26 protein-coding genes are annotated in these 23,128 nt (G+C 69.3%); 11 read left to right on the top strand and 15 right to left on the bottom strand.

What is annotated here, in order from left to right:
- Position 1: 1 nt before the first annotated feature.
- The 3 genes from T9R20_RS00935 to T9R20_RS00925 form a co-directional block, all read right to left on the bottom strand.
- A complete protein-coding gene (locus tag T9R20_RS00935) occupies positions 2-931 on the bottom strand; it encodes a carbohydrate ABC transporter permease (RefSeq protein WP_322410697.1) in 930 nt (309 codons plus the stop codon).
- The gene (locus T9R20_RS00930) at positions 928-1,989 is read right to left on the bottom strand and encodes a carbohydrate ABC transporter permease (protein WP_416182922.1); all 1,062 of its coding nucleotides are present in this window, start codon (positions 1,987-1,989) and stop codon (positions 928-930) included. The genes T9R20_RS00935 and T9R20_RS00930 overlap by 4 nt, the downstream gene beginning before the upstream one ends.
- Before the next feature lie 73 nt (positions 1,990-2,062).
- Positions 2,063-3,361: an ABC transporter substrate-binding protein gene (locus tag T9R20_RS00925; RefSeq protein ID WP_322412215.1), complete on the bottom strand. Its 1,299-nt coding sequence runs from the start codon at positions 3,359-3,361 to the stop codon at positions 2,063-2,065.
- A gap of 214 nt (positions 3,362-3,575) precedes the next feature.
- Here T9R20_RS00925 and purS point away from each other — a divergent pair, with 214 nt between their 5' ends.
- The gene (purS, locus tag T9R20_RS00920) at positions 3,576-3,824 is read left to right on the top strand and encodes a phosphoribosylformylglycinamidine synthase subunit PurS (protein ID WP_322410696.1); all 249 of its coding nucleotides are present in this window, start codon (positions 3,576-3,578) and stop codon (positions 3,822-3,824) included.
- Entirely contained in the window at positions 3,821-4,525 is a 705-nt protein-coding gene (gene purQ / locus T9R20_RS00915) for a phosphoribosylformylglycinamidine synthase subunit PurQ (RefSeq protein ID WP_322410695.1), read from the top strand. Before purS ends, purQ begins: the two co-directional genes overlap by 4 nt.
- Before the next feature lie 15 nt (positions 4,526-4,540).
- Here purQ and T9R20_RS00910 read toward each other — a convergent pair whose 3' ends face one another.
- Positions 4,541-4,972 carry a DUF1761 domain-containing protein gene (locus tag T9R20_RS00910; protein WP_322412214.1) on the bottom strand — a complete coding sequence of 144 codons (432 nt, stop codon included), beginning with the start codon at positions 4,970-4,972 and terminating at the stop codon, positions 4,541-4,543.
- Positions 4,973-5,043: 71 nt separating this feature from the next.
- Between T9R20_RS00910 and T9R20_RS00905 the strand changes: the two genes are divergently transcribed.
- Complete coding sequence (locus T9R20_RS00905) at positions 5,044-5,967, top strand: 2-hydroxyacid dehydrogenase (protein ID WP_322410694.1); 924 nt, start codon at positions 5,044-5,046, stop codon at positions 5,965-5,967.
- 13 nt (positions 5,968-5,980) lie between these two features.
- Here T9R20_RS00905 and xdhC read toward each other — a convergent pair whose 3' ends face one another.
- From xdhC to T9R20_RS00885, 4 genes are read right to left on the bottom strand one after another with little or no spacing between them, the layout of a single operon-like run.
- Positions 5,981-6,814, bottom strand: a complete 834-nt coding sequence (xdhC, locus tag T9R20_RS00900; RefSeq protein WP_322410693.1) for a xanthine dehydrogenase accessory protein XdhC — start codon at positions 6,812-6,814, stop codon at positions 5,981-5,983.
- A 15-nt stretch (positions 6,815-6,829) separates the two neighbouring features.
- Positions 6,830-9,169: a xanthine dehydrogenase molybdopterin binding subunit gene (gene xdhB / locus T9R20_RS00895; RefSeq protein WP_322410692.1), complete on the bottom strand. Its 2,340-nt coding sequence runs from the start codon at positions 9,167-9,169 to the stop codon at positions 6,830-6,832.
- A complete protein-coding gene (locus tag T9R20_RS00890) occupies positions 9,166-10,698 on the bottom strand; it encodes a xanthine dehydrogenase small subunit (protein WP_322410691.1) in 1,533 nt (510 codons plus the stop codon). Before T9R20_RS00890 ends, xdhB begins: the two co-directional genes overlap by 4 nt.
- Before the next feature lie 42 nt (positions 10,699-10,740).
- Positions 10,741-11,625, bottom strand: a complete 885-nt coding sequence (locus T9R20_RS00885) for an aminoglycoside phosphotransferase family protein (RefSeq protein WP_322410690.1) — start codon at positions 11,623-11,625, stop codon at positions 10,741-10,743.
- 182 nt (positions 11,626-11,807) lie between these two features.
- On the opposite strand from T9R20_RS00885, the gene T9R20_RS00880 reads away from it, so the two are divergent.
- Genes T9R20_RS00880 through T9R20_RS00865 form a run of 4 tightly spaced genes read left to right on the top strand, consistent with a single transcriptional unit; the run spans position 11,808 to position 15,405 of the window.
- The gene (locus T9R20_RS00880; protein WP_322410689.1) at positions 11,808-12,923 is read left to right on the top strand and encodes an ABC transporter substrate-binding protein; all 1,116 of its coding nucleotides are present in this window, start codon (positions 11,808-11,810) and stop codon (positions 12,921-12,923) included.
- An 18-nt stretch (positions 12,924-12,941) separates the two neighbouring features.
- Positions 12,942-13,799, top strand: coding sequence for an ABC transporter ATP-binding protein (locus T9R20_RS00875; RefSeq protein WP_322410688.1), 858 nt, complete (start codon positions 12,942-12,944; stop codon positions 13,797-13,799).
- Positions 13,799-14,608 carry an ABC transporter permease gene (locus tag T9R20_RS00870; RefSeq protein WP_322410687.1) on the top strand — a complete coding sequence of 270 codons (810 nt, stop codon included), beginning with the start codon at positions 13,799-13,801 and terminating at the stop codon, positions 14,606-14,608. The genes T9R20_RS00875 and T9R20_RS00870 overlap by 1 nt, the downstream gene beginning before the upstream one ends.
- Complete coding sequence (locus T9R20_RS00865) at positions 14,605-15,405, top strand: ABC transporter permease (protein WP_322410686.1); 801 nt, start codon at positions 14,605-14,607, stop codon at positions 15,403-15,405. Before T9R20_RS00870 ends, T9R20_RS00865 begins: the two co-directional genes overlap by 4 nt.
- A gap of 210 nt (positions 15,406-15,615) precedes the next feature.
- Here T9R20_RS00865 and T9R20_RS00860 read toward each other — a convergent pair whose 3' ends face one another.
- Complete coding sequence (locus T9R20_RS00860; RefSeq protein ID WP_322410685.1) at positions 15,616-16,065, bottom strand: MarR family winged helix-turn-helix transcriptional regulator; 450 nt, start codon at positions 16,063-16,065, stop codon at positions 15,616-15,618.
- A 56-nt stretch (positions 16,066-16,121) separates the two neighbouring features.
- Here T9R20_RS00860 and T9R20_RS00855 point away from each other — a divergent pair, with 56 nt between their 5' ends.
- On the top strand, positions 16,122-16,994 hold the full coding sequence (locus T9R20_RS00855) for an NmrA family NAD(P)-binding protein (protein ID WP_322410684.1): 873 nt from the start codon (positions 16,122-16,124) through the stop codon (positions 16,992-16,994).
- Between the two features lie 52 nt (positions 16,995-17,046).
- Here the strand turns inward: T9R20_RS00855 and T9R20_RS00850 are convergent, their stop codons facing one another.
- The 6 genes from T9R20_RS00850 to T9R20_RS00825 form a co-directional block, all read right to left on the bottom strand.
- The gene (locus T9R20_RS00850; RefSeq protein WP_322410683.1) at positions 17,047-18,108 is read right to left on the bottom strand and encodes an RNA polymerase sigma factor; all 1,062 of its coding nucleotides are present in this window, start codon (positions 18,106-18,108) and stop codon (positions 17,047-17,049) included.
- On the bottom strand, positions 18,105-18,488 hold the full coding sequence (locus tag T9R20_RS00845) for a YciI family protein (protein WP_124292116.1): 384 nt from the start codon (positions 18,486-18,488) through the stop codon (positions 18,105-18,107). The genes T9R20_RS00850 and T9R20_RS00845 overlap by 4 nt, the downstream gene beginning before the upstream one ends.
- Positions 18,489-18,681: 193 nt before the next feature.
- Positions 18,682-19,233 (bottom strand): twin-arginine translocase TatA/TatE family subunit, encoded by a 552-nt coding sequence (locus T9R20_RS00840; RefSeq protein WP_322410682.1) that lies wholly within the window; start codon positions 19,231-19,233, stop codon positions 18,682-18,684.
- Positions 19,234-19,257: 24 nt separating this feature from the next.
- A complete protein-coding gene (gene tatC / locus T9R20_RS00835) occupies positions 19,258-20,052 on the bottom strand; it encodes a twin-arginine translocase subunit TatC (protein ID WP_322410681.1) in 795 nt (264 codons plus the stop codon).
- Positions 20,049-20,315 (bottom strand): twin-arginine translocase TatA/TatE family subunit, encoded by a 267-nt coding sequence (gene tatA / locus T9R20_RS00830; RefSeq protein WP_322410680.1) that lies wholly within the window; start codon positions 20,313-20,315, stop codon positions 20,049-20,051. Before tatA ends, tatC begins: the two co-directional genes overlap by 4 nt.
- 28 nt (positions 20,316-20,343) lie before the next feature.
- Entirely contained in the window at positions 20,344-21,345 is a 1,002-nt protein-coding gene (locus tag T9R20_RS00825; RefSeq protein WP_322410679.1) for an intradiol ring-cleavage dioxygenase, read from the bottom strand.
- Positions 21,346-21,559: 214 nt separating this feature from the next.
- On the opposite strand from T9R20_RS00825, the gene T9R20_RS00820 reads away from it, so the two are divergent.
- The 3 genes from T9R20_RS00820 (at position 21,560) to soxR (ending at position 22,937) form a co-directional block, all read left to right on the top strand.
- Positions 21,560-22,021, top strand: a complete 462-nt coding sequence (locus T9R20_RS00820) for a hypothetical protein (RefSeq protein WP_322410678.1) — start codon at positions 21,560-21,562, stop codon at positions 22,019-22,021.
- Between the two features lie 83 nt (positions 22,022-22,104).
- Positions 22,105-22,257: a hypothetical protein gene (locus T9R20_RS00815; protein ID WP_322410677.1), complete on the top strand. Its 153-nt coding sequence runs from the start codon at positions 22,105-22,107 to the stop codon at positions 22,255-22,257.
- Positions 22,258-22,436: 179 nt separating this feature from the next.
- Positions 22,437-22,937: a redox-sensitive transcriptional activator SoxR gene (gene soxR / locus T9R20_RS00810; protein ID WP_322410676.1), complete on the top strand. Its 501-nt coding sequence runs from the start codon at positions 22,437-22,439 to the stop codon at positions 22,935-22,937.
- The last annotated feature ends 191 nt before the right edge of the window (positions 22,938-23,128 follow it).

The following is a 23,128-nucleotide window of genomic DNA, read 5'->3' as shown; positions in this document are numbered from 1 at the left end:
GTCAGCCTTTCACTGCTCCCGCCATGATCCCGCTGATGAGCTGCTTACCCGCGATCACGAAGAGGATCAAGAGCGGAATCGTCGCCATCACGGCGCCCGCGAGCACGATCGAGTAGTCGATGTAGTAGCCCGACTGTAGCTGGCTGAGGGCCGTCTGGAGGGTCGGGTTGGAGGGGCTCAGCACGATGAGCGGCCACAGGTAGTCGGTCCAGGCCGTCATGAAGGTGAACAGCCCGAGGATCGCCATGGCCGGGCGAGCGGCGGGCACTCCGACGGTGAGGAACGTGCGGAACTGGCCCGCCCCGTCGACGCGCGCCGCCTCGATCAGCTCGTCGGGGATGACGTCGACGAGGTACTGACGCATGAAGAACACCCCGAACGCCGTGACGAGGGTGGGCACGATGACGGCGCCGATGGTGCCGGTCCAGCCGAGCTCGCGCATCACCATGAACAGCGGGATGATGCCGAGCTGCGTGGGGATCGCCATGGTGGCGATGACGAACAGCATGAGCCCGTTACGGCCGCGGAACTTCAGCTTGGCGAAGGCATAGCCGGCGATTGTGGAGAAGGTCACGACCGAGATCGTGATGATGCCCGAGATGACGATCGAGTTGCCGAGCGCCAGCCAGAACGGGATGGCGTCGAGCACACGGGCGGCGTTCGCGAGGAAGTTGCCACCGGGGATGAGCGGCAGGGTCTCGCCTCGGGTGGCATTCGTGCCACTCGCGACCACGAACGACCACCACAGCGGATAGACGCTGCCGATGATGAACGCGGCGAGCAGTCCGTAGGTGAGGAAGCCCGGACGGCTCCCGATCCCGGCGTTGCCGGTCTCGCGACCGCGTCGGCGCTTGCCGGGTCGCTCCGGTGGATCGGAGTCGATGGTCTCGACCTGCACCGCGGGAAGCGGCTCGGGGATGCTGATGCTCATTCGACGCCTCCGTGGGCTCGGGCCTGACGCTGGGCGATACGGCGTGCTTTTCGGTCGGAACGGGAGTCGGATGTCGCGATGCGTCGCGCGATCAGGAAGTTCAGGACGCCGAACAGCACGATCAGAAGGAACAGCAGCCAGGCGACGGCGGATGCCTCACCCAGGTTCGTTCGGAAGAACGCCAGCTCCCAGAGGAACAGGACGGTGGTCTGGAACTGCCGATCGCTGCCGCCGATCCCGCCCGCGGTGGACACATCGAACAGGCGTGGCTCGGCGAAGATCTGCAGCCCGCCGATCGTGGCTGTGATGATGACGAAGATCAGCGTGGGGCGGATCGTCGGGATGGTGATCGAGAAGAAGCGTCGCACCGGACCCGCGCCGTCGATGGCGGCGGATTCGTAGAGGTCACGCGGCACCGCCTGCATGGCGGCGAGGAGGATGAGGGCGTTGTACCCGGTCCAGCGGAAATTCACCATGATCGCGATTGCGAGGTGGCTGAGGAATCGGTCGCGTTTCCACTCCTGGTCGGCGATCCCGACGAGATTCAGGAGGTTGTTGGCAAGGCCGTCGGCGTCGCTGAAGATGCTGGAGAAGATCAGGGCGACGGCGACCGGGGTCACGACGAAGGGAAGCAGGACGCTCATGCGCCAGAACGTCGGCGCGCGCAGGCCCCGATCGAGCAGGTAGGCCACGACCAGCGCGATGGTCAACTGGGGGATCGCCGAGAGCAGGAAGATGCTCAGGGTGTTGAAGATCGAGTTCCAGAACATCCGGTCGTTCAGGATCTCGACGAAGTTGCCAAACCCCACGAAGTCGCCCTGCCCCTGGAGCAGGTCCCAGTCGTAGAGAGAGACGTTGAAGGTGTAGATGAGGGGGAACAGGCCCACGACGCCGAAGAGCAGGAAGAACGGCGCGATATAGAGGTACGGGGAGGCCTTCTGGTCGGCCTTCGAGAGGCGTTGCCGGAAGGGAGAGCGGATGCGACGTGGCATCCGCTCCGGCTCGTCGCGGCCGGCACCGGCCGATGCCGATGTCGGGGACGGCAGAGTCGCGGTCATGGGGTTCCTCTCGGCGAGATGGTTCGGGGCCTCCGGGCTATGCGCCCGGAGGCCCCGAGTCATGCGGTCGCGGTCAATCGACCAGTTCGTTCAGCAGCCCGAGCGCCTGCTGCCAGGCGCCCTGCGTGTCGGTGTCACCCTGGTCGAGCGCCGTCAGCGCGGGGCCGAAGACGTTTTCCTGGATCACCGAGTCGTCCGGACCCTTGAACTGAGCGACGACGCCCTGGGCACGCTCAGCGAGGATCGATCCGACCGGAGCGTCGTTGAAGAACGCGTTCGGGGTGGCCTCGGCGGCCAGCGTCTCCTGAGCCTCGACGGTCGAGGGGAAGGTGCCGGCGGCCTCGAACTGCTTGACCTGCTGTTCGGGCTGCGTCAGCCAGTCGGCCAGCGCGGCGGCTTCCTCCGGGTGCTCCGACGTGGTGGGCACGGTCAGGAAGGCGCCGCCCCAGTTCGCTGCGCCGCCGGGGAAGACATCAGCGAAGTCCCACCCGGTGGCAGCGTCTCCGCCGCCGGCCTCGACCTGACCCTCCACCACACCCAGCATCCAGCCGGGGCAGACGAAGGTCGCGAAGGTGCCATCGACGAAGGAGGTGCCGCCGTTCCAGTCCCACGCGCTCTGGGCAGCCGACAGGCCGTCCTCGGTCGCAGCGCCGAGCAGCTGGAAACGCTCCTCCAGCTCGGTGTTGCCCTCGACGTTCAGTTCTCCGTCGGAGGTGTAGTACCCCTCGGGGAGCTGATTGACCATGGCGTTCCAGACGAATCCGGAGTGGTCGTACCAAGCCCCGCCGGTCGCTTCGTTGTACTGACGCCCGACCTCGAAGTAGTTCTCCCAGTCGCCCTCGAGGAGAGCGGCGACCTCTTCACGCTCGGTGGGAAGGCCGGCCGCTTCGAAAGCGGGACGGTTGTAGCAGATCCCCTCGGGACCGATGTCGGTGCCGTAGCCGATGACGCGTCCGTCGGCGTCGGTGGCCTGCTCGTACTTCCACTCGACCCAATCGTCCCTGCGGTCTTCGATGCCGTAGTCGCGCAGGTCGCTGAACTGGTCGGAGACACCCATCACCTGACCGAGCCATCCTTCCTCGACCGCGACGATGTCGGACAGTCCCGAGCCGGCCGCGATCTTGGTGAACGCATCGGTCCGGGCATTGCCGCCCGTGTCGATGTTGGTGGCGTCGATGGTGATGCCAGGGTTGGCTTCCTCGTACTCGGCATACAGGTCGTCGTAGCCGAATGTGCCGAACGTGGTGATGGTGAGGGTGATGTCCTCACCAGAGGCTCCGCCACCGGAGGCGTCTCCGCCGGAGGAGCTGCAGCCCGCGAGAACGAGGGCGGTGGATGATGCGATCGCGGCTGCGACGGCCGCTTTTCGCATGGTGGATGACGTCACGATCACTCCTTTGTGGATGGGTAAGCACGATGCTGTGTCGGCGACACGGTGCGGGATGTGGCTTCCGTGGAACCGCTCCCACGGGATTGCGGATGACGCTATGGGATCGCTCTCACGAAAGTCAAGAGAGCGCTCCCAAGAAGTTATGTAACGATCAGGTCACGACGGCGCGCGGACGGGCGAGCCGTAAGATGGGGGCGTGCCCACCATCGTCGTCGACGTCATGCCCAAGGCCGAGCTGCTCGACCCGCAGGGGAAGGCCGTCGCCGGCGCCCTCACGCGGCTCGGTGTCGATCGCTTCTCGGGTGTGCGGATCGGGAAGCGATTCGAGCTCACCGTCGAGGGCGAGGTCGACGACGAGGTGCTGGCCACCGCCCGTCGCATCGCCGCCGAGGTGCTCTCCAACGACGTGATTGAAGACGTGGTCGGTGTGGAGGTCGTGGAGTGACCGCCCGGATCGGCGTCATCACCTTCCCCGGGAGTCTCGACGACGTCGACGCCCGTCGCGCCGTGCGGCTCGCCGGCGGCGAGCCCGTGGCGCTCTGGCACGGCTCGCACGACCTCGAGGGCGTCGACGCCCTCATCCTCCCCGGCGGGTTCAGCTACGGCGACTACCTGCGCGCCGGAGCGATCGCCGCCCTGGCGCCGATCATGGCCGAGGTGAAGGACGCGGCCGCGGGCGGGATGCCGGTGCTCGGCATCTGCAACGGCTTCCAGATGCTCGTCGAGGCGCACCTGCTTCCCGGCGGGCTCATCCGCAACGCCCACCAGCAGTTCATCCGACGCGACCAGCGCCTGCGCGTGGAGAGTACGTCGACCGCCTGGACGGCCGACTTCGCCGACGGCGAAGAGATCGTCATCCCGTTGAAGAACGCCGACGGCGGCTACATCGCCGACGCCGACACCCTCGCGCGCATCGAGGGCGAGGGTCTCGTCGCCTTCCGCTACCTGGGTGTCAACCCCAACGGGTCGCTCAACGACATCGCGGGGCTGCGCAACGAGCGCGGCAATGTCGTCGGGCTCATGCCGCACCCCGAGCACGCCGTCGAAGAGGGCTTCGGCCCCGACACCCGGCTAGCCATGCGCTCGGGCGTCGACGGCCGCCGGTTCTTCACCTCGGCGATCGCGTCGCTCGTCGCCGCCGCCTGAGCCGCGCCGCGCGCGTCAGACCGTCCCGGCGGGCGGCCAGACCCCGATGATCAGCGCCATCACGACGAAGGTCGCCAGCTCGTGGCCGATCGTGAGCACCGTCAGCGACGACGGTCTCCCCTCGAACGCGTCGTGCGTGATGATCCGCGCAGCGGTGAGCCCCGCCCACAGGATGATGGCGGTGCCGAGCGCCGCGAGGAGATACCCGCCCCCGTAGAAGTGCCATGCGATGTTGATCGCTCCGGCGAGGACCCACGCCGTGACGAAGCTCACGAGGATCGTGACGAGGATCGGGATGACCGCGGTGGCGCCGGGTCTGTTCATGTCGACGTTCGCCAGCCGCGCCCAGCGGGTGCCGAACACCTTCGGCGCGTAGAACACCGAGCCGACGACGAGCGTCGAGGCCGTGGCGATGAGAACCGCCCAGTAGTTGATCTCGGGAACCATATCCATCCCGGCACGCTCGGCCGCCTCCTGCCGCCGAACCTACTCCCGCCGCGCCGGGTAGCGTGGGAGCGGTGAGTGCGAATCTCGTCGTGTCCGTTCCGACCGCCCAGCTCGCCGACGACCTCGGTCCCCTGCCCGAGGGGGTCGAGGTGATCCAGTGGGCGATGGACGGTCCGCCGCCGAGATCCCGCATCGACATCGTCGTGCCGCCGTACATGTCGCTCGCCGACGCGGTGCCGCTTCTCGACCAGGTCGAGACCCGCCTGGTGCAGAGCCAGTCGATCGGATACGACGGCATCGGGGATATTCTCCCGCCGACATACACCTTCGCCAACGCCTCCAGTGTGCACGAGACGTCCACCGCCGAGCTCGCCGTAGCCCTCGCGCTGGCCGCGCAGCGGCAGATCCCCGCCTTCGTGCACGCTCAGGCCGAGGGCCGCTGGGCCCCGGAACGAGCGGCGAGTCTCGCTGACCGCCGCGTCCTGCTCCTGGGCTACGGCGGCATCGGCAAGGCGATCGAAGCGCGACTCGCGGGCTTCGAGGTCGAGCTCACGCGGGTGGCATCACGGCACCGCGAGGAAGACGGCGTGACGATCCACGGCGTTGACGAGCTCCCCGACCTCCTCCCGTATGCCGAGATCGTGATGGCGTCGCTGCCCGGCGGCGACGCGACCCGCCACCTCGTCGACGACGGCTTCCTCGCCGCGCTCCCCGACGGCGCCCTCGTCGTCAACGTCGGCCGTGGGCCGCTCATCGACACCGACGCGCTCGTCGACCACGCGGGTCGCGGCCGCATCCGTGCGGCGCTCGACGTCACCGATCCCGAGCCGCTGCCCCCGGCTCATCCGCTCTGGTCGACCGAGGGAGTGCTCGTCGTGCCGCACGTCGGCGGCGCATCGAGCGCGATGCGCCCCCGCATCGCGCGGCTCGTCCGCCGCCAGATCGAGCGGATGTCGCGGGGCGAGGCCCCGCTGAACGTCGTCCTCGGCGGCTGACGCCACCGCGTTCTCAGGCGCGCGGCGCGCGCGCCGCGTCGTCGATCAGCTGAAGCACCCGCGCCGCGACGCTCACCGCGATGACGGCCGGCGCCTTGCCTGACACCTCGGGCACCCCGATGGGCGTGGTCACCCGCGCGAGGTCATCGTCGGTGTGCCCGAGGTCACGGAGCTTCGCCGCGAACCGCGCCCACTTCGCGCGCGAGCCGATGAGACCGATCGACGCGACGTCACTCCTGCGGAGCGCCTGGTCGACGAGAGCCAGGTCCTCGACGTGGTCGTGGGTCATGATGAGCACGTGCGCCCCGGCCGGCAACTCGGCGATCGCCGTCTCGGGCACCGGGGCGTGACGCACGTGCACGGTCGCCACGGCGTCGGCGAAGATCCCCGAGCGCCCCGGAACTCCGAGGCGCTCCTCGGCCACCATGTCGGCCCGCCCATCGACGAGCCATAGCCCGATCTCGTGGCGGGCGAGCACGCGGGCGAGCTCCAGCCCGACGTGTCCGACGCCGAAGACCGCGACCGTGGGCACAACGCGCACCGGCTCGAGCAGCATCGTCACCTCTCCCCCGCAGCACTGCACACCGTACTCGGTCGCGGCCTTGTCGCTCAGGGTGAGGGTCAGCAGTCGCGGCTCGTTCTCGCCCGCGTCGATCATCTCGCGGGCTGTGGCGATGGCGGTCTCCTCGAGATTGCCGCCGCCGACGGTGCCGAAGAGCCGGTCGGGTGAGACGACGAGCTTCGCGCCGCCGTTGCGCGGCGCGTGGCCCCGCACCGCGGCGAGGGTAACGAGCACCGCCGGCACGCGAGCATCCCGCAGCCGTCGGAGCTCGTCGACCCAGTCCATCGGCGTCGCTCTCCGCTAGCGCGCGACGGGGAGGGCGGCGCGCACCGCCTCGATCGCCCAGAAGACCGCCTCGGGAGTGGCGGGCGAGGAGAGCTCGACGCTACGGCCCGCCTCGCCGAAGGCGGCGACCGCTTCGCGGAGCGCCTCGCGCACCGCGAACGCGAGCATGAGCGGCGGCTCGCCCACGGCCTTCGACCCGTACACCGCGCCGTCCTCCCGCGCGTCGGCGAAGAGGTGCACGCGGAAGTCGTCGGGCATCTCCGAGAAGCTCGGCAGCTTGTACGTGCTCGCCGAGGTCGTCAGCAGCCGCCCGCGGCCGGGGCCGTCGGAGGTGTCCCACCGCAGATCCTCGAGGGTGAGCCATCCGGCCCCCTGCACGAACCCGCCCTCGATCTGCCCGCGATCGATCTGTGGCGAGAGCGAGTCGCCCACGTCATGGACGATGTCGACCCGGCGCAGCCGGTAGGCGCCGGTGTAGCCGTCCACCTCGACCTCGGCGGCCGCGGCGCCGTAGGCGAAGTACTTGAAGGGCGAACCCGTCATGCGCTCCTGATCCCAGGAGAGCCCCTCGGTCCGGTAGTACCCGGCGGCGAAGAGCGGCACCCGCGAGAAGTACGCGACGGAGGCCACTTCGGCGAAGGACACCGAGCGCTGCAGATGCGGGGCGCTGACCTGGCCGCCGGCGAAGACGAGGTCATCCGGATCGGTGCCGAGGAGCCCGGCGGCGACCCCCGTCATCCGCTCCTTGATCTGCTCGCACGCATTCTTGATGGCCGCGCCGTTGAGGTCGGCACCCGACGAGGCCGCCGTCGCGGAGGTGTTCGGCACCTTGTCGGTGCGCGTCGGGGCGAGCCGCACCTGGGTGAGCGGCACCCCGAGCGCGGTCGCGGCGACCTGCAGCATCTTGGTGTGCAGGCCCTGCCCCATCTCGGTGCCGCCGTGGTTGATCAGCACCGAGCCGTCCTTATAGACGTGGACCAGGGCGCCGGCCTGGTTGTAGGCGGTGAAGTTGAACGAAATGCCGAACTTGACCGGGGTCATCGCGATCGCGCGTTTGACGTCGTCGTGCTCGGCGTTGAACGCCGCGATCTCGGCCTGTCGTTCATCGACCCGGGCCTCGGCGCGGAGCAGCTGCCAGATCGCGGGCATCCGCTCGGCGTCCTTCACCACCTGGCCGTAGGGGGTGTCCTGCCCGGGAGCGTAGAAGTTGCGACTGCGCAGCTCCGCCGGATCGAGGCCGAGCGCGGGGGCGGTGCGCCCGAGGATGTCTTCGATGAGGAACACGCCCTGCGGACCGCCGAAACCGCGGAACGCGGTCTGCGAGGTCTTGTGGGTCTGGGCGACGCGGCCGACGACATGGACGTTCGGGATCCAGTACGCGTTGTCGACGTGGCAGAGCGCGCGGCTCATCACCGGCTCCGACAGGTCGAGCGCCCAGCCGCCGTCGGAGGTGAGCGTCGCCTCCAGCGCCTGGAGAAGGCCGTCGTCATCGAATCCGACCCGCCAGGAGATGTGGAACGGATGCCGCTTGCCGGTCATCGTCAGATCCTGCGTGCGGTTCAGGCGCAGCCGCACCGGGCGCCGGGTGACGCTCGCCCCGAGCGCGGCGATGGCCGCCAGTCCGTGGGGCTGCATCTCCTTACCACCGAAGGCGCCGCCCATCCGCAGCGACTGCACGGTCACCTGATGCGACGGCAGGTCGAGCACGTGGGCGACGATCTCCTGCGTCTCGCTCGGGTGCTGCGTCGACGACTCGACGAAGACCTGCCCCTCGGAGTCGATCCGGGCGAGCGCCGCGTGGGTCTCGAGGTAGAAGTGCTCCTGGCCCGAGAACGCGGTGACGCCCTCGAACACGTGGGGGGCGTCGGCGAGGGCCGCGGCCGCGTCGCCGCGGGCGAGAGTGCGCTGGGCGCCCTGGAACGACTCGGCGGCGATCGCCTCGTCGAGGGTGACGATGCTCGGGAGCGGCTCGTAGGTCACCTCGACGGCGGCGGCACCGAGCCGCGCCGCCTCGGGCGTCTCGCCGAGCACCCAGGCGAGGGCGTGCCCGTGGTACATCGCCTCGACGGGGAAGAGCGGCTCGTCGTGCTTGACCCCGGCGTCGTTGACGCCCGGCACGTCCTCGGCGGTGAGCACCCGGACCACCCCGGGCACGCCGTAGGCGGGCAGGACGTCGAGGGTCACGCGCGCATGGGTGTGGGTGGACTGCACCGGCCACGCGGTGAGCACCCCCATGGTCTCGACGGCGAGGTCGTCGGTGTACATCGCCCGGCCGGTGACGTGGAGGGCCGCGCTCTCGTGCGCGACGGTGCGGCCGACGATCGGGTCGGCGGGACGCCGGGCAAGGTCGCTCATCGCGCCACCGCCCTGGCCGTGGGCTTGGGATGCCGCGCGAAGAGCTTGCGCAAAGCGTTCTCGAGCATCGCGGCGCGGTACGCCGCGCTTGCGCGGTGGTCGGACATCGGGGTGCCCTCGGCGCCGAGTACCGGGGCGACCTCGCGCACGGTGGCGAGGCTCCAATCGCGGCCGATGAGCGCCTGCTCGGTGGCGCGGGCGCGCAGAGGAGTGGCGGCGACGCCGCCGAGCCCGATGCGCGCGTCGGCGACGACGCCGCCTCGCAGGTCGAGCACGAACGCGACGGCGACGCTGGAGATGTCGTCGAACCGGCGCTTGGCGATCTTGTGGAACGCGGCGAGCTCGCCGCGGGGCGCGGGGAAGCGCAAGGCGCGGATGATCTCGTCGTCGCGCCGGACGGTCTGTCGGTAGCCGGTGAAATATTCCTCGAGCGGTACATCTCGCTCCGCGTCGCGCGAGGCGAGGACGACACTCGCGCCCAGGGCGAGGAGTGCCGGCAGCGCATCGCCGATCGGCGACCCGGTGCCGAGGTTGCCGCCGAGGGTCGCGCGGTTGCGGATGAGCGGTGAGGCGAACTGCGGCAGCAGCTCGGAGAGGAGCGGCACGCGATCGCCGAGGGCGGCGGCGACCTCGGTGAGGGTGAGCGCCGCGCCGAGCTCGATCTCGGCGTCGTCGGCGCGGAACGCGCGCAGCTCGGGCAGCCGGTCGATCGCGACGACGAGCGGGGCCCGCACACTGCGGAGGTTCACGTCGACGCCCCAGTCGGTGGCCCCGGCGACCAGGCGTGCGTCGGGCTCGCTCGCGAGGAGGGTGAGCGCCTCGTCGAGGGTCTCCGGGCGGACGAACCGTGCGCCGTCGACGGTGACGTCGGTGGGGCTGGGGTCCGGGGCCGGATGCCGCAGGCGCGCCGCCAGCGGATCGTCACCGTCCGGCATCCCGAGCTCGTATGCCGCATCGCGAATGGGCCGGTAGCCGGTGCAGCGGCAGAGGTTGCCGCTCAGCGCATGCAGGTCGAACCCGTTCCCCTCCCTCCCCGCGAGGGTGCGCTCGCTCCCCGCGGGGGTGCGCTCGTCCCCGACGGGGGTGCGATCGCGCCGGTAGTACTCCCCCGCCATGCTGCAGACGAAGCCGGGCGTGCAGTAGCCGCACTGCGACCCACCCCCCGCGGCCATGACCTCCTGCACCGGGTGCAGCGCCTCGGGGGTGCCGAGGCCCTCGGCGGTCACGATCTCCTGGCCGCGGAGCGCCTGGGCGGGGACGAGGCACGAGTTCACCGCGGTCCACGCCGCGCCCGCGACATCCGCCCCCTCATCTGCCCGCGGCGTCAGGATCAGCATGGCGCATGCCCCGCACTCCCCCTCGGCGCAGCCCTCTTTGCTGCCCGTCAGACCGCACGAGCGGAGCCAGTCGAGGGCGTTGGTGTGCACCGGCACGCCGTCCAGCGAGCGGAGCGCACCGTTGACGGTGACCTCGTCGTCGGTGACCGCAGCCACCGGTCCTGCATCCACACGGTCTTCAGCCACGAGCATGCTCCATCTTCGCGATTGTACGGGCCGCGTTCCGGGGGGCACTCACGTGAACACCTCGAGGAGTCGCCGGCACTTGGGCGGATCCACAGTCAATCCGTGGTCGAGGCCCCACAGCAGATACGACATCGATCGCACGAGGACCCAGGCTCGGGCGCGTTCCTCAGGCACGCCCGCGGCGTCGACGAACGTGTGGAAGGCGAGACGGATGTCGTCGTCCCCGCGCATCCGCGGCAGGAGGGACCACAGCGCCCGAGCGCCGTCGTACTCGATGTCTCCCCGGAGCAGCACGGGGTCGACGACGGTCCAACGGCGGCGAGGGCCTGCCAGCACCTGATCCGGGTGCACGTCGCCGTTGACCGACGCATCCTCGTCCGGCGCGGACGAGAGCTCGGCTGCGGCGATGAGCGTTGAGTCCAGAACGGATCGGGACGTGGGGCGTCCCTGACTCTCCCAGTCGAGCGGGAAGGTCGACAGGGATGTGGCAGCGATCTCGCGCGTGCTCGGTACCGTCACGGGAGCGGGAGTCGCGAGTTCGCTGACAAGGCGGCCGAGCACACTCATAGCCGCCAGGACCGATTCGGAGGCCAGCGATCGGTTCGCGTCGAGCCTCTCGAGCAGCATGGCCCGTTGAGGGGGGTCGAGGTCGAGGAGTTCGACCACGGGAGCGCCCGCCCAGTGGCGAAGCGCTCGCGCCTCCGCGGCGACGTCGTCACCCGGAGGGGCGAGCCGGAGCATCGCCGGCTCGTCACCGCGGCGAACCGGAACGACGAGGGCATTCGAGCCGTGGCGGATCTCACCGTCCGGAGTCAGTTGCCACGTGGCGCACTGCCGGTCGATCAGGCTCGGCAACTCGCTCAGCCACTCCCTGCCCTCGTCGTCGTGCCACCAGCGCGGCATCGCGAGGAACGATGCCGGTATCGCGTGCATCCCGGGATGCTAGCCGACGGACCCCGGTGCGGAGGCCCGCGCCGAGACTTCGCGCGACGCACCGACCCGCACCATCCGTCACACATCCGAAACACCCCGCGCCGACCTTCGAAACGTCGGCGCCATAGCGTCGCCTGATCACATCCCTGAGCTCCACCTGCACAAGAAAGAGCCAACACCCGATGGCAACACACAGCACCCTGAGCCGCCGCGGCCGCCTCGCCGCCGGCGCCGCCGCCTTCGTCGCATCCGCCCTCGTCCTCGCCGGCTGCGCGTCGGGCGGCACGACCACCGCCGCCGGCGGCGACGGCGAAGAGGCCTCGTACGGCGAGATCAGCGTCCAGTACTCGTGGATCAAGAACGAGGAGTTCGCCGGCGAGTTCTACGCCTACGAGAACGGCTACTACGACGAGGCCGGCTTCAACGAGGTGATCGGCATCTCAGGTCCCGACACCGGTGTCGCCAAGCTCCTCTCGGGCACCGTGCAGGTCGCCCTCAGCGACGCCGCGTCGGTCGGTGCCGCGATCGCCGAGGAGGAGGCGCCGCTGAAGATCATCGGCGCGACCTTCCAGAAGAACCCGTTCACGATCCTGTCCCTCGCCGACGGCGGCAACATCACCACCCCCGAAGACCTCGTCGGCAAGACGATCGGCGTGCAGGACTCCAACGCGTCGGTGTTCGCCGCCCTGCTCAACGCCAACGGCATCGACCCCGCCGACGTGAACGTCGTCCCGGTCGACTTCGACCCGACCCCGCTGATGAACGGCGACGTCGACGGCTTCATGGCCTACCTCACCAACGAGGCCCTCACCGTCGAGCTCGCCGGGTACGAGGTCACCAACCTCGCCTACGCCGAGAACGGCGTGCCCTACGTCGCCGAGACCTTCACCGTCACCGACCAGTACCTCGCCGAGAACCGCGAGCTGCTCGAGGCGTTCCTCACCGCCGAGATCAAGGGCTGGACCGAGGTCTTCCAGCAGCCGGTCGAGGACACCGTCACCCTCGTGGAGCAGTACTACAACGAGGCCGCCGCAGAGTCGTCGGAGGGGCTCGAGGCCGTCTTCGGAGCCCTCGACCCTGAGAAGACCGCGCTCGGCATCGAGGCGCAGAACCTCCTCATCTCCACCGAGGAGACCGAGGCGAACGGCCTGTTCACCATCTCCGACGCCCTCAAGGAGCAGACCGTGGCCTCGCTCGCCGCGGCCGGCTGGGAGGTGTCGGTCGACGACCTGTTCGACACCACGATCATCGACGAGATCTACGAGGAGAACCCGGAGCTCATCGACTACCTCCCGTAGCCCGAGCGACGCACCATCATGACCGATACAACAACATCGGATGCCGCGGCGGCGCCGTCAGCGGGGGTCACCCCGTCGGCGGCGCCGGCCGGCGGTTCCGGCATCGCCATCGACGGTCTGACCAAGACCTTCGCCACCGGTCGCGGCCGCACCGTGACCGCGCTGCAGGACACCCACCTGCACACCGAGAAGGGCTCGTTCCTGGCGCTTCTCGGCCCCTCGGGATGCGGCAAGTCGACGATCCTCCGCATCCTCGCCGACCTCGAGACGCCGACGACGGGCGACGTCCGCGTCGACGGCAAGACGCCCGCGCAGCTGCGGCGCGACAGCGAGCTCGGCATCGCCTTCCAGGACCACGCGCTCCTTCCGTGGCGGAGCGTCTATGCCAACATCCGGCTCGTCTTCGAAGTCGCCGGCCGCCGCGCCGACAAGGCATACATCGACGAGCTCATCTCGCTCGTCGGTCTCACCGGCTTCGAGAAGGCCAAGCCCGCCCAGCTCTCCGGCGGCATGCGCCAACGCGTGTCGATCGCCCGCGCCCTCGCCCTCAAGCCCTCGGTGCTTCTCCTCGACGAGCCGTTCGGCGCGCTCGACGACATGACCCGCCAGAACCTCAACCTCGAGCTGCTGCGCATCTGGACCGAGAAGCCCGCGACGACCCTTCTCGTCACCCACGGGATCTCCGAGGCGATCTTCCTCTCCGACCGCGTCGCGGTGATGTCGCCGCGTCCCGGGCGGATCAAGGAAATCATCGACGTCGACCTGCCGCATCCCCGTACGCCTGATCTGCAGCGCACTCCCGAGTTCCACGCCCTCGTCGACCGCGCGTCGGAACTGCTCTTCGGAGCCGACGGGCGCGCCGCGGCGGAAGCCTGATGCGCGTCCGCCGCATCCCCGGATGGCTCGCCGGGCTGATCGGTGCCGCGGGGCTCCTCGCCGCGTGGTGGGTCTTCTCGGCGACCGTCTTCCAGCCGCCGCCCGGCACGACCTTCACCCCCGTGCCCTCACCGTTCGTGGTGTTCCAGACCATCTGGACCGACGGCCTCGCCCCCTACATCGGCGTCTTCGAGGTGACGATCACCGAGGCTCTCATCGGATACGCCTGGGGCAACGGGCTGGCTCTCCTCGTCGCCTCGACCGTGCTGCTCCTCCCCCAGATCGAGACGGTCGTCGTGCAGATCGCGGTCGTGAGCTACTGCCTGCCGGTCGTCGCCGTCGGCGGCATCGCGATCGTCGTGCTCGGCGGCGCGCGCCGCGCGGGCGACCCCAGCGCGACGGCGATCTTCCTCGCCGCCCTCGCGGTGTTCTTCACCACCGTCGTCGGGGCGCTCCTCGGCTTCCGCTCGTCCGACCGCTCGAGCCTCGACGTCGTGCGCGTCTACGGCGGATCCCGATGGATGCAGCTGCGCAAGGTCCGGCTGATCGCCGCCCTTCCCGCCATCCTGAACGCCCTCCAAATCGCGGTCCCGTCCGCGTTCCTCGGCGCGATCCTCGGCGAGTACATGGGTGCCACCGACCGAGGCGTCGGCATCACCCTCATCCGGCTGCAGGGCGACCTCGACTCCGCACGCGTGTGGGCGGTGTTCCTGCTGTCGGCGATCGTGGCACTCGTCGGCTACGCCGTCGTCGGGCTGCTCGCCCGCGCCGTCACGCCGTGGGTCTCGGGCAAGGCGGTGGCGGCATGACCGGCGCCGCGCGGGCCGTCGGCCGCTCACTCCTGAACGCCCTCCTCACCCTCGTCATCGTCGTCGCGCTCTGGTGGGCGGTGGTGAACCTCACGGGGATCTCGCCGTACGTCGCCAAGGGTCCGGTGGACGTGTGGCAGTTCCTCTTCACGGATGAGGATGCTGCGCTGCACCGTGCCGAGATGGCGCCCCTCCTCGTGCAGACCCTCTCCGATGCCGCACTGGGCTTCGTCGTCGGCATGCTCGTCGCCGTCGTCCTCGCCATCGCGTTCTCGCTGTCGCGCTCGGTCGAGATGGGGGTCATGCCTCTCGCACTGCTGCTGCGAAGCGTCCCGCTCGTGGCGATCGCGCCCGTCATCATCCTCATCACCGGGCGCGGAACTCCCGCCTCGGTCGCGGTGATCGGCTCGATCGTGGTGCTCTTCCCCGCGCTCGCGTCGGTGCTGTTCGGCCTGAGCCGGGCGTCGAAGGAGAGCCTCGACCTCGTCCACGTCTACGGCGGCGGGCGGGCGACGCAGCTGCGGAAGGTCAACGTGCCCGGAGCCCTCCCGTCGCTCTTCGCGGCGGCGCGGGTGTCGGTGCCGGGCGCGGTGACCGGAGCGTTGCTCGCCGAATGGCTCTCGACCGGTCAGGGCATCGGCGGGATGATCCAGAAGTTCAGCGCCTCGGCGCGCTTCGACGAGCTGTGGGCCTCGGTGGCGCTCATCACCGTCATCACGCTCGTGCTCTACAACGTGGTGCAGGTGATCGAGAACGTCGTGCTCGCGCGGATGGGCATGCCGACCGGGTCGCGGTGACGCGCGGGGCGGCGCGCAGCGTCGCCGCGCGCCCCCTCGCCCCCCCGCCCCTTCGAGACCGACCCGCGCTGTCGAAACCCACCGCGCTGCGCGCGGTTTCGGCGCCCAGGGTCGGTTTCGGTGGGGTACGGGTGGCCCGCCGCTGCGTCAGAGCAGGAACTCGGGCCGCACTTCGGCGACGCCGTCCAGTTCTATGCGGAGCCGACGCCGTCAGCCTGTCGTGTCATCGCGGGTGAGAAGCGGATGCAGAAACTCTGCGAGTGAGGCGGTGCGCTGAGGATCATCTCCGAACCAATCGTCGCTCGCAGCCGCGACCGTCCACGCCTCGCCCAGGAGAGCACCGCCGTCATCCGTCAGAGTGAGACGAGAGTGTCGGCCGCGACCTGGTTCGGCGCGTCGCTCGACGAGGCCGCGGTCGGTGAGTCCCGCGATGACAACGGTCATGCTCTGCGGCCTCACCCCGACCGCGCGGGCGAGGTCGGCCTGGCTGAGGCCATCTGCTGCCGCCAACTGCGCCAGCACTCCGAATTCGACGGGGCTGAGGTGCAACGGCGCCAGCTCCGTCGCGAGCCGGCGCGCCAGCTCCCGCGCAGCGCGGATCACAGCCCAGGCCGCGAGACCGTCGACGTCTTCGCGGGAGATCCGAGGCGTGAAGGGCACCGTTCGATGGTAGCGGTATAGAGTTGGGTATCAGATAACTGATACATGGAGGCGCAATGAACAAGTTGGTCGCGGTCACCGGAGCAACAGGCGATGTGGGCGGGAAGACGACGAAGCTTCTGAACGAAGCGGGAGTCCCCGTCCGCGTGATCGTGAGGAAGCAGAAGCAGGCCAACGAGTTCGCCGAAATGGGCGTGGACGCTCGCGTGGCCGACCTCGACGACCCCGCGGCTCTCACCCGTGCCCTGGAGGGAGTCGATCAGCTCTTCCTTGTCGTCGCCGCCACCGAGCGCCAAGCAGAGCACGGCGCCAACGCCGTCGCAGCCGCCCGCGACGCCGGAGTGAGAGCGATCGTCCACCTCTCGAGTGCAGACGCTGTCGAGGACTCACCCCTGCCCTGGGGTCGCGCGATCTGGCGCGTGAACGAGCTGGTGCGCTCGAGCGGACTCGAGTACACCCTGCTGCACGCCTCGGGCTTCATGACGAACTTCGAAGCATCAGCACCGGCGATCCGGCGCGGCATCTTTCCGCAGACCATCGGCCGCGGGCAGGTTCCCTGGATCGACACCCCCGACATCGCCCGCGTGGCATCCCAGATCCTTCAGGACGGAACACATGAGGGTGCCGAGCCCATCCTCACCGGGCCCGAACTCCTCGACGGCCGCGGGATCGCGCGGGAACTGGCCGCGGGTGTGGGGAGGAGGGTGCGGTACATCCACCTTCCCAGCCGAGTGTTCGCTGTGATCCTGCGAGCCACCGGGGTGTCGGCCTGGAAGGCCGAGGGGCTGCGCCAGCAGTTCGGGCGCGTCGCCCGCCGCGGCCTCGACGGGGTCGCCACGCAGACCAACGACGTCGAGCGCCTTACTGGTCGGGCACCCCGATCACTCGCAGACTGGGCTCGCAGCAATCGAGCAGCGCTCCTGGGCTGAGCAAGCACACATCGGCACAGTGACGCAGCGCCGGGTTCGACAAGCCGGAGTCTCATAGCGGAGAGGCTGACGCCGCACGCGCTTCGGCCGCGGCGAGGGCCGCGCGTGCCCCTTCGGTGGGGGCGATGGCAACGAGTCCGCGGTAGAGCCGCACGAGGGTTTCGACCTCGAGTTCTCCGGTGCGGGCTCGGTCGCAGTGCACCGCCTGGATGGCCGCCTCGAGCTGGAATCGCCCCAACGGGCGGCCGAGGTCCGACGCCCGCTGCAGGAGCGCGTCGCCCTCGGCGATCAGTGCGCGATCCCACAGCGCGGTGTCCTGCTCGTCGAGCGGCGGCCAGGGATCGCCGATGCGGGCCGCCGCGCGAGACTGGGCGAACGTCAGCAGCGCGGCAAGCCCCCACGCCTCGGGCTCGTCGCCCAGCAGCGCGGCGGTGAGCACCGCGAGCCACCGCGCTTCGTCCGCGAGCGACTCGCGCGGCTCGTCGCCCTGATTCAGCCAGTCGATCGCATATGCGCCGTAGATCGCTTCGAGCACTGCGGGCAGACGCGCGGGCATGTCGTCGCGGCGCGGGATGAGGAACGGGATGCCGGCACCGCGGATGCGACGCTTCGCCCGCACGAGTCGCTGGGCCATCGTCCCGCTCGGAACCGCGAAGGCGGCGGCGATCTCCGACGCCTCGAACCCCAGCACCGTCTGCAGCATGAGGGGCGTGCGTGCGGCGGCGTCGATCGCGGGATGGGCACAGGCGAAGAGCAGTTTTAATCGGCGGTCGGGAATGCTCTCGAGCCGCTCCAGCTCGTCGAGGGCATCGGTGGACGCCGGGTGGGCGAGGCGCGCCGCGAGGCCGTCGTCGAGATCAGCAGAGGTTCGCCGAGCTGCAGACCCGAGCGCGTCTCGCAGTCGGTTTCGTGCCACGGTGATCACCCACCCTTCCGGATTCGCAGGGACGCCGTCGCGGGGCCAGAGCCGCAAGGCTCGCTCGAAAGCATCGGCCAGGGCGTCCTCGGCGAGGGCGACGTCGCGTGTGTTCGACGCCACCACCGCCAAAACGCGTCCGTATGACACCCGCGCCGTGCGCTCGGCGACGGCCCTGGCGTGACTCTCCGCGGTCATCGGTAATCGAAGGCCTGCCACGCACCGTCGGCGAAGTAGGTGCCCGACGGGCGCACCTCGACAGAGCCGTACTGCGCGGACGGCGCACGACCCGCCCAGGCGATGGCGTCATCGAGGTTGTCGACCTGGATGACGAAGGTGCCGCCCAACTGTTCCTTCGTATCGGCGAAGGGGCCGTCCTGCACCTGGAGTGCACCGTTCGCTGCCGTGACTGTCGTAGTGAGACTGGAGGGCTGCAGCACCTCGGCGCTGATGAGAACACCCGCCGCATCGAGGGCTTTCGCGTAGTCGTCGAAGGCTCGCATCCCTTCGGCCAGCGCCTCGGCGCCGAGTTCGTCCGCGGTCATCTCGGGGTAGTGCAAGAGCAGTGCGTATCGCATGATGTCATCCTTTCGTGCGCCGGAGTCGGCGTCACTGGGGTGACGATCGAACGCGTCCCCGATCGACACTCCTCCGTAAGGAACCTCCTTTCCGTCGGCCGCCACGCTGAGACCGACCTGCACCGTCGAAACCCGCTGCCCCGCGGTCGGTTTCGACAGCGGGGGTCGGTGTGGGGAGCGCGTGTCGCTTGCGTCAGAGGACCACGCGCACGGCGTCCACGCCCGCGTTCTCCTCGCTCGGGGCGACCTTGGTCGCCGGCGCAGGCGCGGCATCCTCTTCAATCGATGCCGGAACCAGGATGCGGCGGGGGTGCGCCGCCGAACCTGAGACGACGTACTTCTGTCCGCGCCCGGTTGAGCTCGGGCGGGCCAGCCGCGGGGTGGCAGGCAGCTCCGCAACGGAGCCCGAGCTGATGTCCGGGTCGTCGATGCCGGGAGAGACAGGATCGTCGAGAGTCACTGCCGAAGTTGCCGTGCCGGCTCTCGGCGGGGGGGCATCCTCGAGAGCTTCGCGCACGATCCGCCGGGGGTCGTACTGGCGAAAATCCATGGTCTCCCAGCGAGCACGGTCGAGCGGAACCCCCAGGTCGTTCTCGGCCTGGGTGCGCGTGCTCTCGACGAAGGCGCGCAGTCCCCTCACGATCTCTCCCGCCCGGCGGGCGAGGTGGGGCAAGCGGTGCGGTCCGATGATCAGCGCAGCGAGAACGGCGACGACGAAGAGCTTCTCGAAGGTCAGGCCGAACACGGGGTCTCCTTGGGTCGGGGTGCTTCAGACACCCGAGGGCGTGGCGACGGGGTCGGGAAGGCCAGCGGCGCTCGCGCGCCGGGCCGCGCGGCGGTCGTGAAGATGAGTGATGAGGAGTGCGCCGGCGAAGAGCGCCGCCATCGGCACGGCGATGAGGAACATCGACAGCACATCCGCCGCGGGGGTGACCAGGGCGCTGAAGACGACGATCGCGACCACGATGAGACGCCAGCTGCGCAGGAGCGTGCGGGCTGACACCAGTCCGAGCGCGTTGAGCAGCACCATGAAAACCGGCAGGGTGAAGGCGATGCCGGTGGCCACGACGATCTTCATCACGAAGTCGACGTAGTACGCGGCATTGAGGATCGTGCTGTCCTCGGCCGACGCGAAGCTCGCCAGCAACTCGACCATGTGCGGGAACAGGAGGAAACCCGTGACGCTTCCGGTGGCGAACAGCGCGAGTGCGGCGAAGGAGAACCCGACCGTGAGCCGACGTTCACGACGTGTGAGGCCGGGCGAGACGAAACCGAACAGCTCGAAGATCCAGATTGGGCTCGAGAGCACGACTCCTGCGAACAGGGCGATCTTCAGCTTGAGCTCGAACGCTCCGGTCACAGAGTCGTAGTTCAGGCTCGCGTCGCGCGACTCGGCGAGGACCTCGATCGGGGCGCGAAGCACATCGATGACCTGGTCCGAGAACACGAATCCGGCGATCATGCCGATCGTGAGCGCCACCGCCGCCCGGACGGCACGCCGACGGGCTTCGCTCACATGCGATCCGAGGGGCATGTCGCCTCGGGCGACGGTCGCGGCGGTCATGACGTGCCCACTCCTCCCGCGCCTGCAGTGGTGCGGGCGGCCTGCCGGGGCGCGGTCGACGCGTCACGCGGGAGAGACGCCGCCCCCGCGCCATCCGCTCGGTGGGTGGGAGCGTCCTCCGGGCTTTCCCGGACTTCGTCCTTCAGGATGCGCATCGACTGACCGACGCTTCGTGCAAGCGCCGGGAGTTTCGCGGCTCCGAAGATCAGCACGATGACGGCGAGGATGATGAGGGCGTGCCAGCCCGTGAGGTTCTGCAGCATGAGCGTTCCTTTCTGATGTGTCGAGAGGTCAGTTGCCAGGGCCTCCGCCGGACGGCGGCTGCCCGCCACCGGCGCCGGCGCTGACGCCCGGGGTGGTTGCGGTGTCCACACCGACGGCAAGGGTGCCGACGTAGCCGGACGAGGTGTCACCGCTGAACGTCCCCATCTGCAGCTCGGTGCCATCGCTGAAGACGTTGTCATTGGCGAGGCCGCCGATCTGCGCCAGGTTCTGGGCCGAGCCGGAGTAGGCGTCGAGCTCGTAGACGGCGTTGAGCATCTCTTCGGGGAACGCCACCTGAGACGTGGCGATGACGTTCGAGACATCGGTCGCGGATGCGACATCGGGGTACACCTCGAAGTGGATGTGCGTCCAGCGGCCGGTGTAGCAACCCGGCACGATCGTCTGGAACGTGGCCTCGCCGTTGGCGTCGACGACCTGGATGCCGCGGAGGAACGTCTCGTCCTCGACCCCCTCGGAGTACATCGAGTAAAGACCCTGCGCGTCGCAGTGCCACACGTAGACCGCGGCACCCTCGAACGGCACGTCGCCGCCGGCGATGTCGGTCACGGAGAACGTGAAGGTCAGGGGCACGCCTTCGGCGGTCGTGCCGCCGTCGAGGCTGGACCGGATGTCGCTGCGGACGATGCCCGACTCTTCGAGCACGTTCACGCCGTTCGTGCCATCCGCGGGGTAGGGACCGTTGGTCTCCTCGGGGATCTCTCCGGCCGCCGTCGTCGTGGTCGTGGTGGTCGTCGAGTCCGTCGCATCGGTCGCGTCGGTCGTGGGGGTCGAGTCTGTCGTGGCGGTCGAGGTCGAACCAGCGGATGACTCGGTCGTCGCCGCGCACGCGGCAAGAGTCGCCGCGCCGACGCCGAGTCCCACCAGCGTGAGCACCCGTCGACGGCTGACCATGGTCGCGACATCGAATCCGGCGCCCTGGTCGACGACCTCATCCTCCGGACGGGGCAGAACACGCCCCTCGTAGCTTGGGCCCTGCGGGGTGTGGTCGGGTTCGGGGGTGTTGCTCACGGCGTCCTCCTCTATCGGTGCGTTGCAGCAACATTCGAGGGCGGGGATTGGCGTGCCGTTGGACGTACCTTTGCGCTTCCTATGTGGCGGATCCCCCGCGCCACAGTGCACGCGTCAACGAGCTGATAGCTGTGTCAGGGTTGTGGATATGGACTCGCGCGCAGGCAGGTGGGGGTCACACCTCCTCGCGACGGTTCGCGACACAGAGTTCGCCGTGTCGCTCCGCTCCCGGGTGATGTGGGACCGTGGGCCCGTCCTTCTTCTCCCGAGTGCCCATCACATCGCCGACCTGCCCTGGGTTGCCGAGCTCCTCGATGAGAACCGCCGAATCATTGTTGAGCATGCGTCGCTGACCCGCCTTCGGCGCGTCGACGCGTACGGCTGGTACGCGGATGAGGGGCCGTTCAGCGTCGAGTTCTTCGACGCCGATCGCGACCGGATCCGTGAACCTCGCGCTGAGGACTCCGGCGAGGCTGATCTCACATACGCTGGCCCGCCGGAGTCGGACGCACGGGTCGCCACGCTGCCCGGCCTCACGAACAACCCCTGGCTCGGCCGTGTCGTGGGGCGCGTTCCTACAGCCGAGATTACCGACTACCAGGAGGCATTCGTCGAACTGGATGTCACCCAGTGGCCGATTCCGATCGTGAAGGCGAAGGTGCCGGGGCGGGGCTAGCCTCGGCGCGTGACGCTCTGGGCGGGCCGATCGCTTCCCGTCGCTCCTCCTGTCGATGCGCAGTCGCTCGTCGACGAGCTCGCATGCTGCTCGCTCTCGTCTACGGACTGATCACACGCCGGCTTCTCGCTTCTGCCGAGCAACTCGACCCCGCGATCGCGATCGAGGCGCTGATGCGAGGGCTTCTCGATCACTCAGAGCGCCCCGCTCATGCAATCGTCGGCGCAGAACCTTGACGGCTGTCGCCACTCCCACCATGGCGATTCGGAAGAGTCGACCGAGTCGAGAAGGCCGAATCGGTGCGGCCATCATCTGCTCCGCGCGGAGCACCGTTACGTCCGGCACGACGAGGTAAGGAGTCGGTTCGTTATCGGTCATGTCCCGACGCTAAAACCTGAAGTATTGTTGAGGTCAAATGAACGAGCACGTGGCATCCCCGAGGGCGAGCCTGACGGTGGGCGAGCTGGCGCGACGCGCCGGCGTCTCGGTGTCGGCCCTGCATTTCTTCGAGCGCCAGGGCCTCATCAGCAGCGATCGCACTTCCGGCAATCAGCGCCGCTACCGTCGCGAGATGTTGCGGCGTGTCGCGTTCATCAGGATCGCGCGCAGCGTCGGCATTCCGCTCAAGGATGTCGCCGAGGCACTGAATTCACTGCCCGGCGGACGCACACCCACCCGCGACGACTGGCAACACATCTCCGACCGGTGGCGACGCCTGCTCGACGAGCGAATCCGGGAACTGCACCGGCTTCGCGACGACTTCACTGGATGCATCGGCTGCGGCTGTCTGTCCATCGACCGATGCACGCTCTTCAACCCGGACGACCGGCTCGGTCGGGAAGGCCCCGGCCCACGCCGCCTGATCGACCCCTCCCCGTCCGGTGACAGCGACCCCGATGCACACACCGGTGAGTGAGATCCGGGCCGTCTGACCGATCCTTCAGCGGGCAGTGCGCGAAGCAGAAGCGAGGCGTGCGGACGTAACAGCGGACTGGTGTCTTTTTCCGGCGTCCGCCCGTGGGACATCAGCGTGAGCGAGCCTGGACGCACCGGGGTGCCGCCGAGGCCGCGATCTGCGCGTTCAGCGCCAGCGAAGCGCCGAAGTAT

It is taken from the genome of Microbacterium invictum, from assembly GCF_034421375.1.
In the GTDB taxonomy this organism is placed as follows: Bacteria; Actinomycetota; Actinomycetes; order Actinomycetales; family Microbacteriaceae; genus Microbacterium; species Microbacterium invictum_A.
The sequence above is the reverse complement of the archived record's forward strand: the minus strand, read 5'-3'. Positions and strand labels throughout refer to the sequence as shown.

Excerpts from the sequence above, each read along its gene's own strand:
- T9R20_RS00935 (WP_322410697.1), bottom strand. The coding sequence starts at position 931 with ATGAGCATCAGCATCCCCGAGCCGCTTCCCGCGGTGCAGGTCGAGACC.
- T9R20_RS00930 (WP_416182922.1), bottom strand. The coding sequence starts at position 1,989 with ATGACCGCGACTCTGCCGTCCCCGACATCGGCATCGGCCGGTGCCGGC.
- T9R20_RS00925 (WP_322412215.1), bottom strand. The coding sequence starts at position 3,361 with ATGCGAAAAGCGGCCGTCGCAGCCGCGATCGCATCATCCACCGCCCTC.
- T9R20_RS00910 (WP_322412214.1), bottom strand. The coding sequence starts at position 4,972 with ATGGTTCCCGAGATCAACTACTGGGCGGTTCTCATCGCCACGGCCTCG.
- xdhC (WP_322410693.1), bottom strand. The coding sequence starts at position 6,814 with ATGGACTGGGTCGACGAGCTCCGACGGCTGCGGGATGCTCGCGTGCCG.
- xdhB (WP_322410692.1), bottom strand. The coding sequence starts at position 9,169 with ATGAGCGACCTTGCCCGGCGTCCCGCCGACCCGATCGTCGGCCGCACC.
- T9R20_RS00890 (WP_322410691.1), bottom strand. The coding sequence starts at position 10,698 with ATGCTCGTGGCTGAAGACCGTGTGGATGCAGGACCGGTGGCTGCGGTC.
- T9R20_RS00885 (WP_322410690.1), bottom strand. The coding sequence starts at position 11,625 with ATGCACGCGATACCGGCATCGTTCCTCGCGATGCCGCGCTGGTGGCAC.
- T9R20_RS00880 (WP_322410689.1), top strand. The coding sequence starts at position 11,808 with ATGGCAACACACAGCACCCTGAGCCGCCGCGGCCGCCTCGCCGCCGGC.
- T9R20_RS00875 (WP_322410688.1), top strand. The coding sequence starts at position 12,942 with ATGACCGATACAACAACATCGGATGCCGCGGCGGCGCCGTCAGCGGGG.
- T9R20_RS00870 (WP_322410687.1), top strand. The coding sequence starts at position 13,799 with ATGCGCGTCCGCCGCATCCCCGGATGGCTCGCCGGGCTGATCGGTGCC.
- T9R20_RS00865 (WP_322410686.1), top strand. The coding sequence starts at position 14,605 with ATGACCGGCGCCGCGCGGGCCGTCGGCCGCTCACTCCTGAACGCCCTC.
- T9R20_RS00855 (WP_322410684.1), top strand. The coding sequence starts at position 16,122 with ATGAACAAGTTGGTCGCGGTCACCGGAGCAACAGGCGATGTGGGCGGG.
- T9R20_RS00850 (WP_322410683.1), bottom strand. The coding sequence starts at position 18,108 with ATGACCGCGGAGAGTCACGCCAGGGCCGTCGCCGAGCGCACGGCGCGG.
- T9R20_RS00845 (WP_124292116.1), bottom strand. The coding sequence starts at position 18,488 with ATGCGATACGCACTGCTCTTGCACTACCCCGAGATGACCGCGGACGAA.
- tatC (WP_322410681.1), bottom strand. The coding sequence starts at position 20,052 with ATGACCGCCGCGACCGTCGCCCGAGGCGACATGCCCCTCGGATCGCAT.
- tatA (WP_322410680.1), bottom strand. The coding sequence starts at position 20,315 with ATGCTGCAGAACCTCACGGGCTGGCACGCCCTCATCATCCTCGCCGTC.
- T9R20_RS00815 (WP_322410677.1), top strand. The coding sequence starts at position 22,105 with ATGCTGCTCGCTCTCGTCTACGGACTGATCACACGCCGGCTTCTCGCT.
- soxR (WP_322410676.1), top strand. The coding sequence starts at position 22,437 with ATGAACGAGCACGTGGCATCCCCGAGGGCGAGCCTGACGGTGGGCGAG.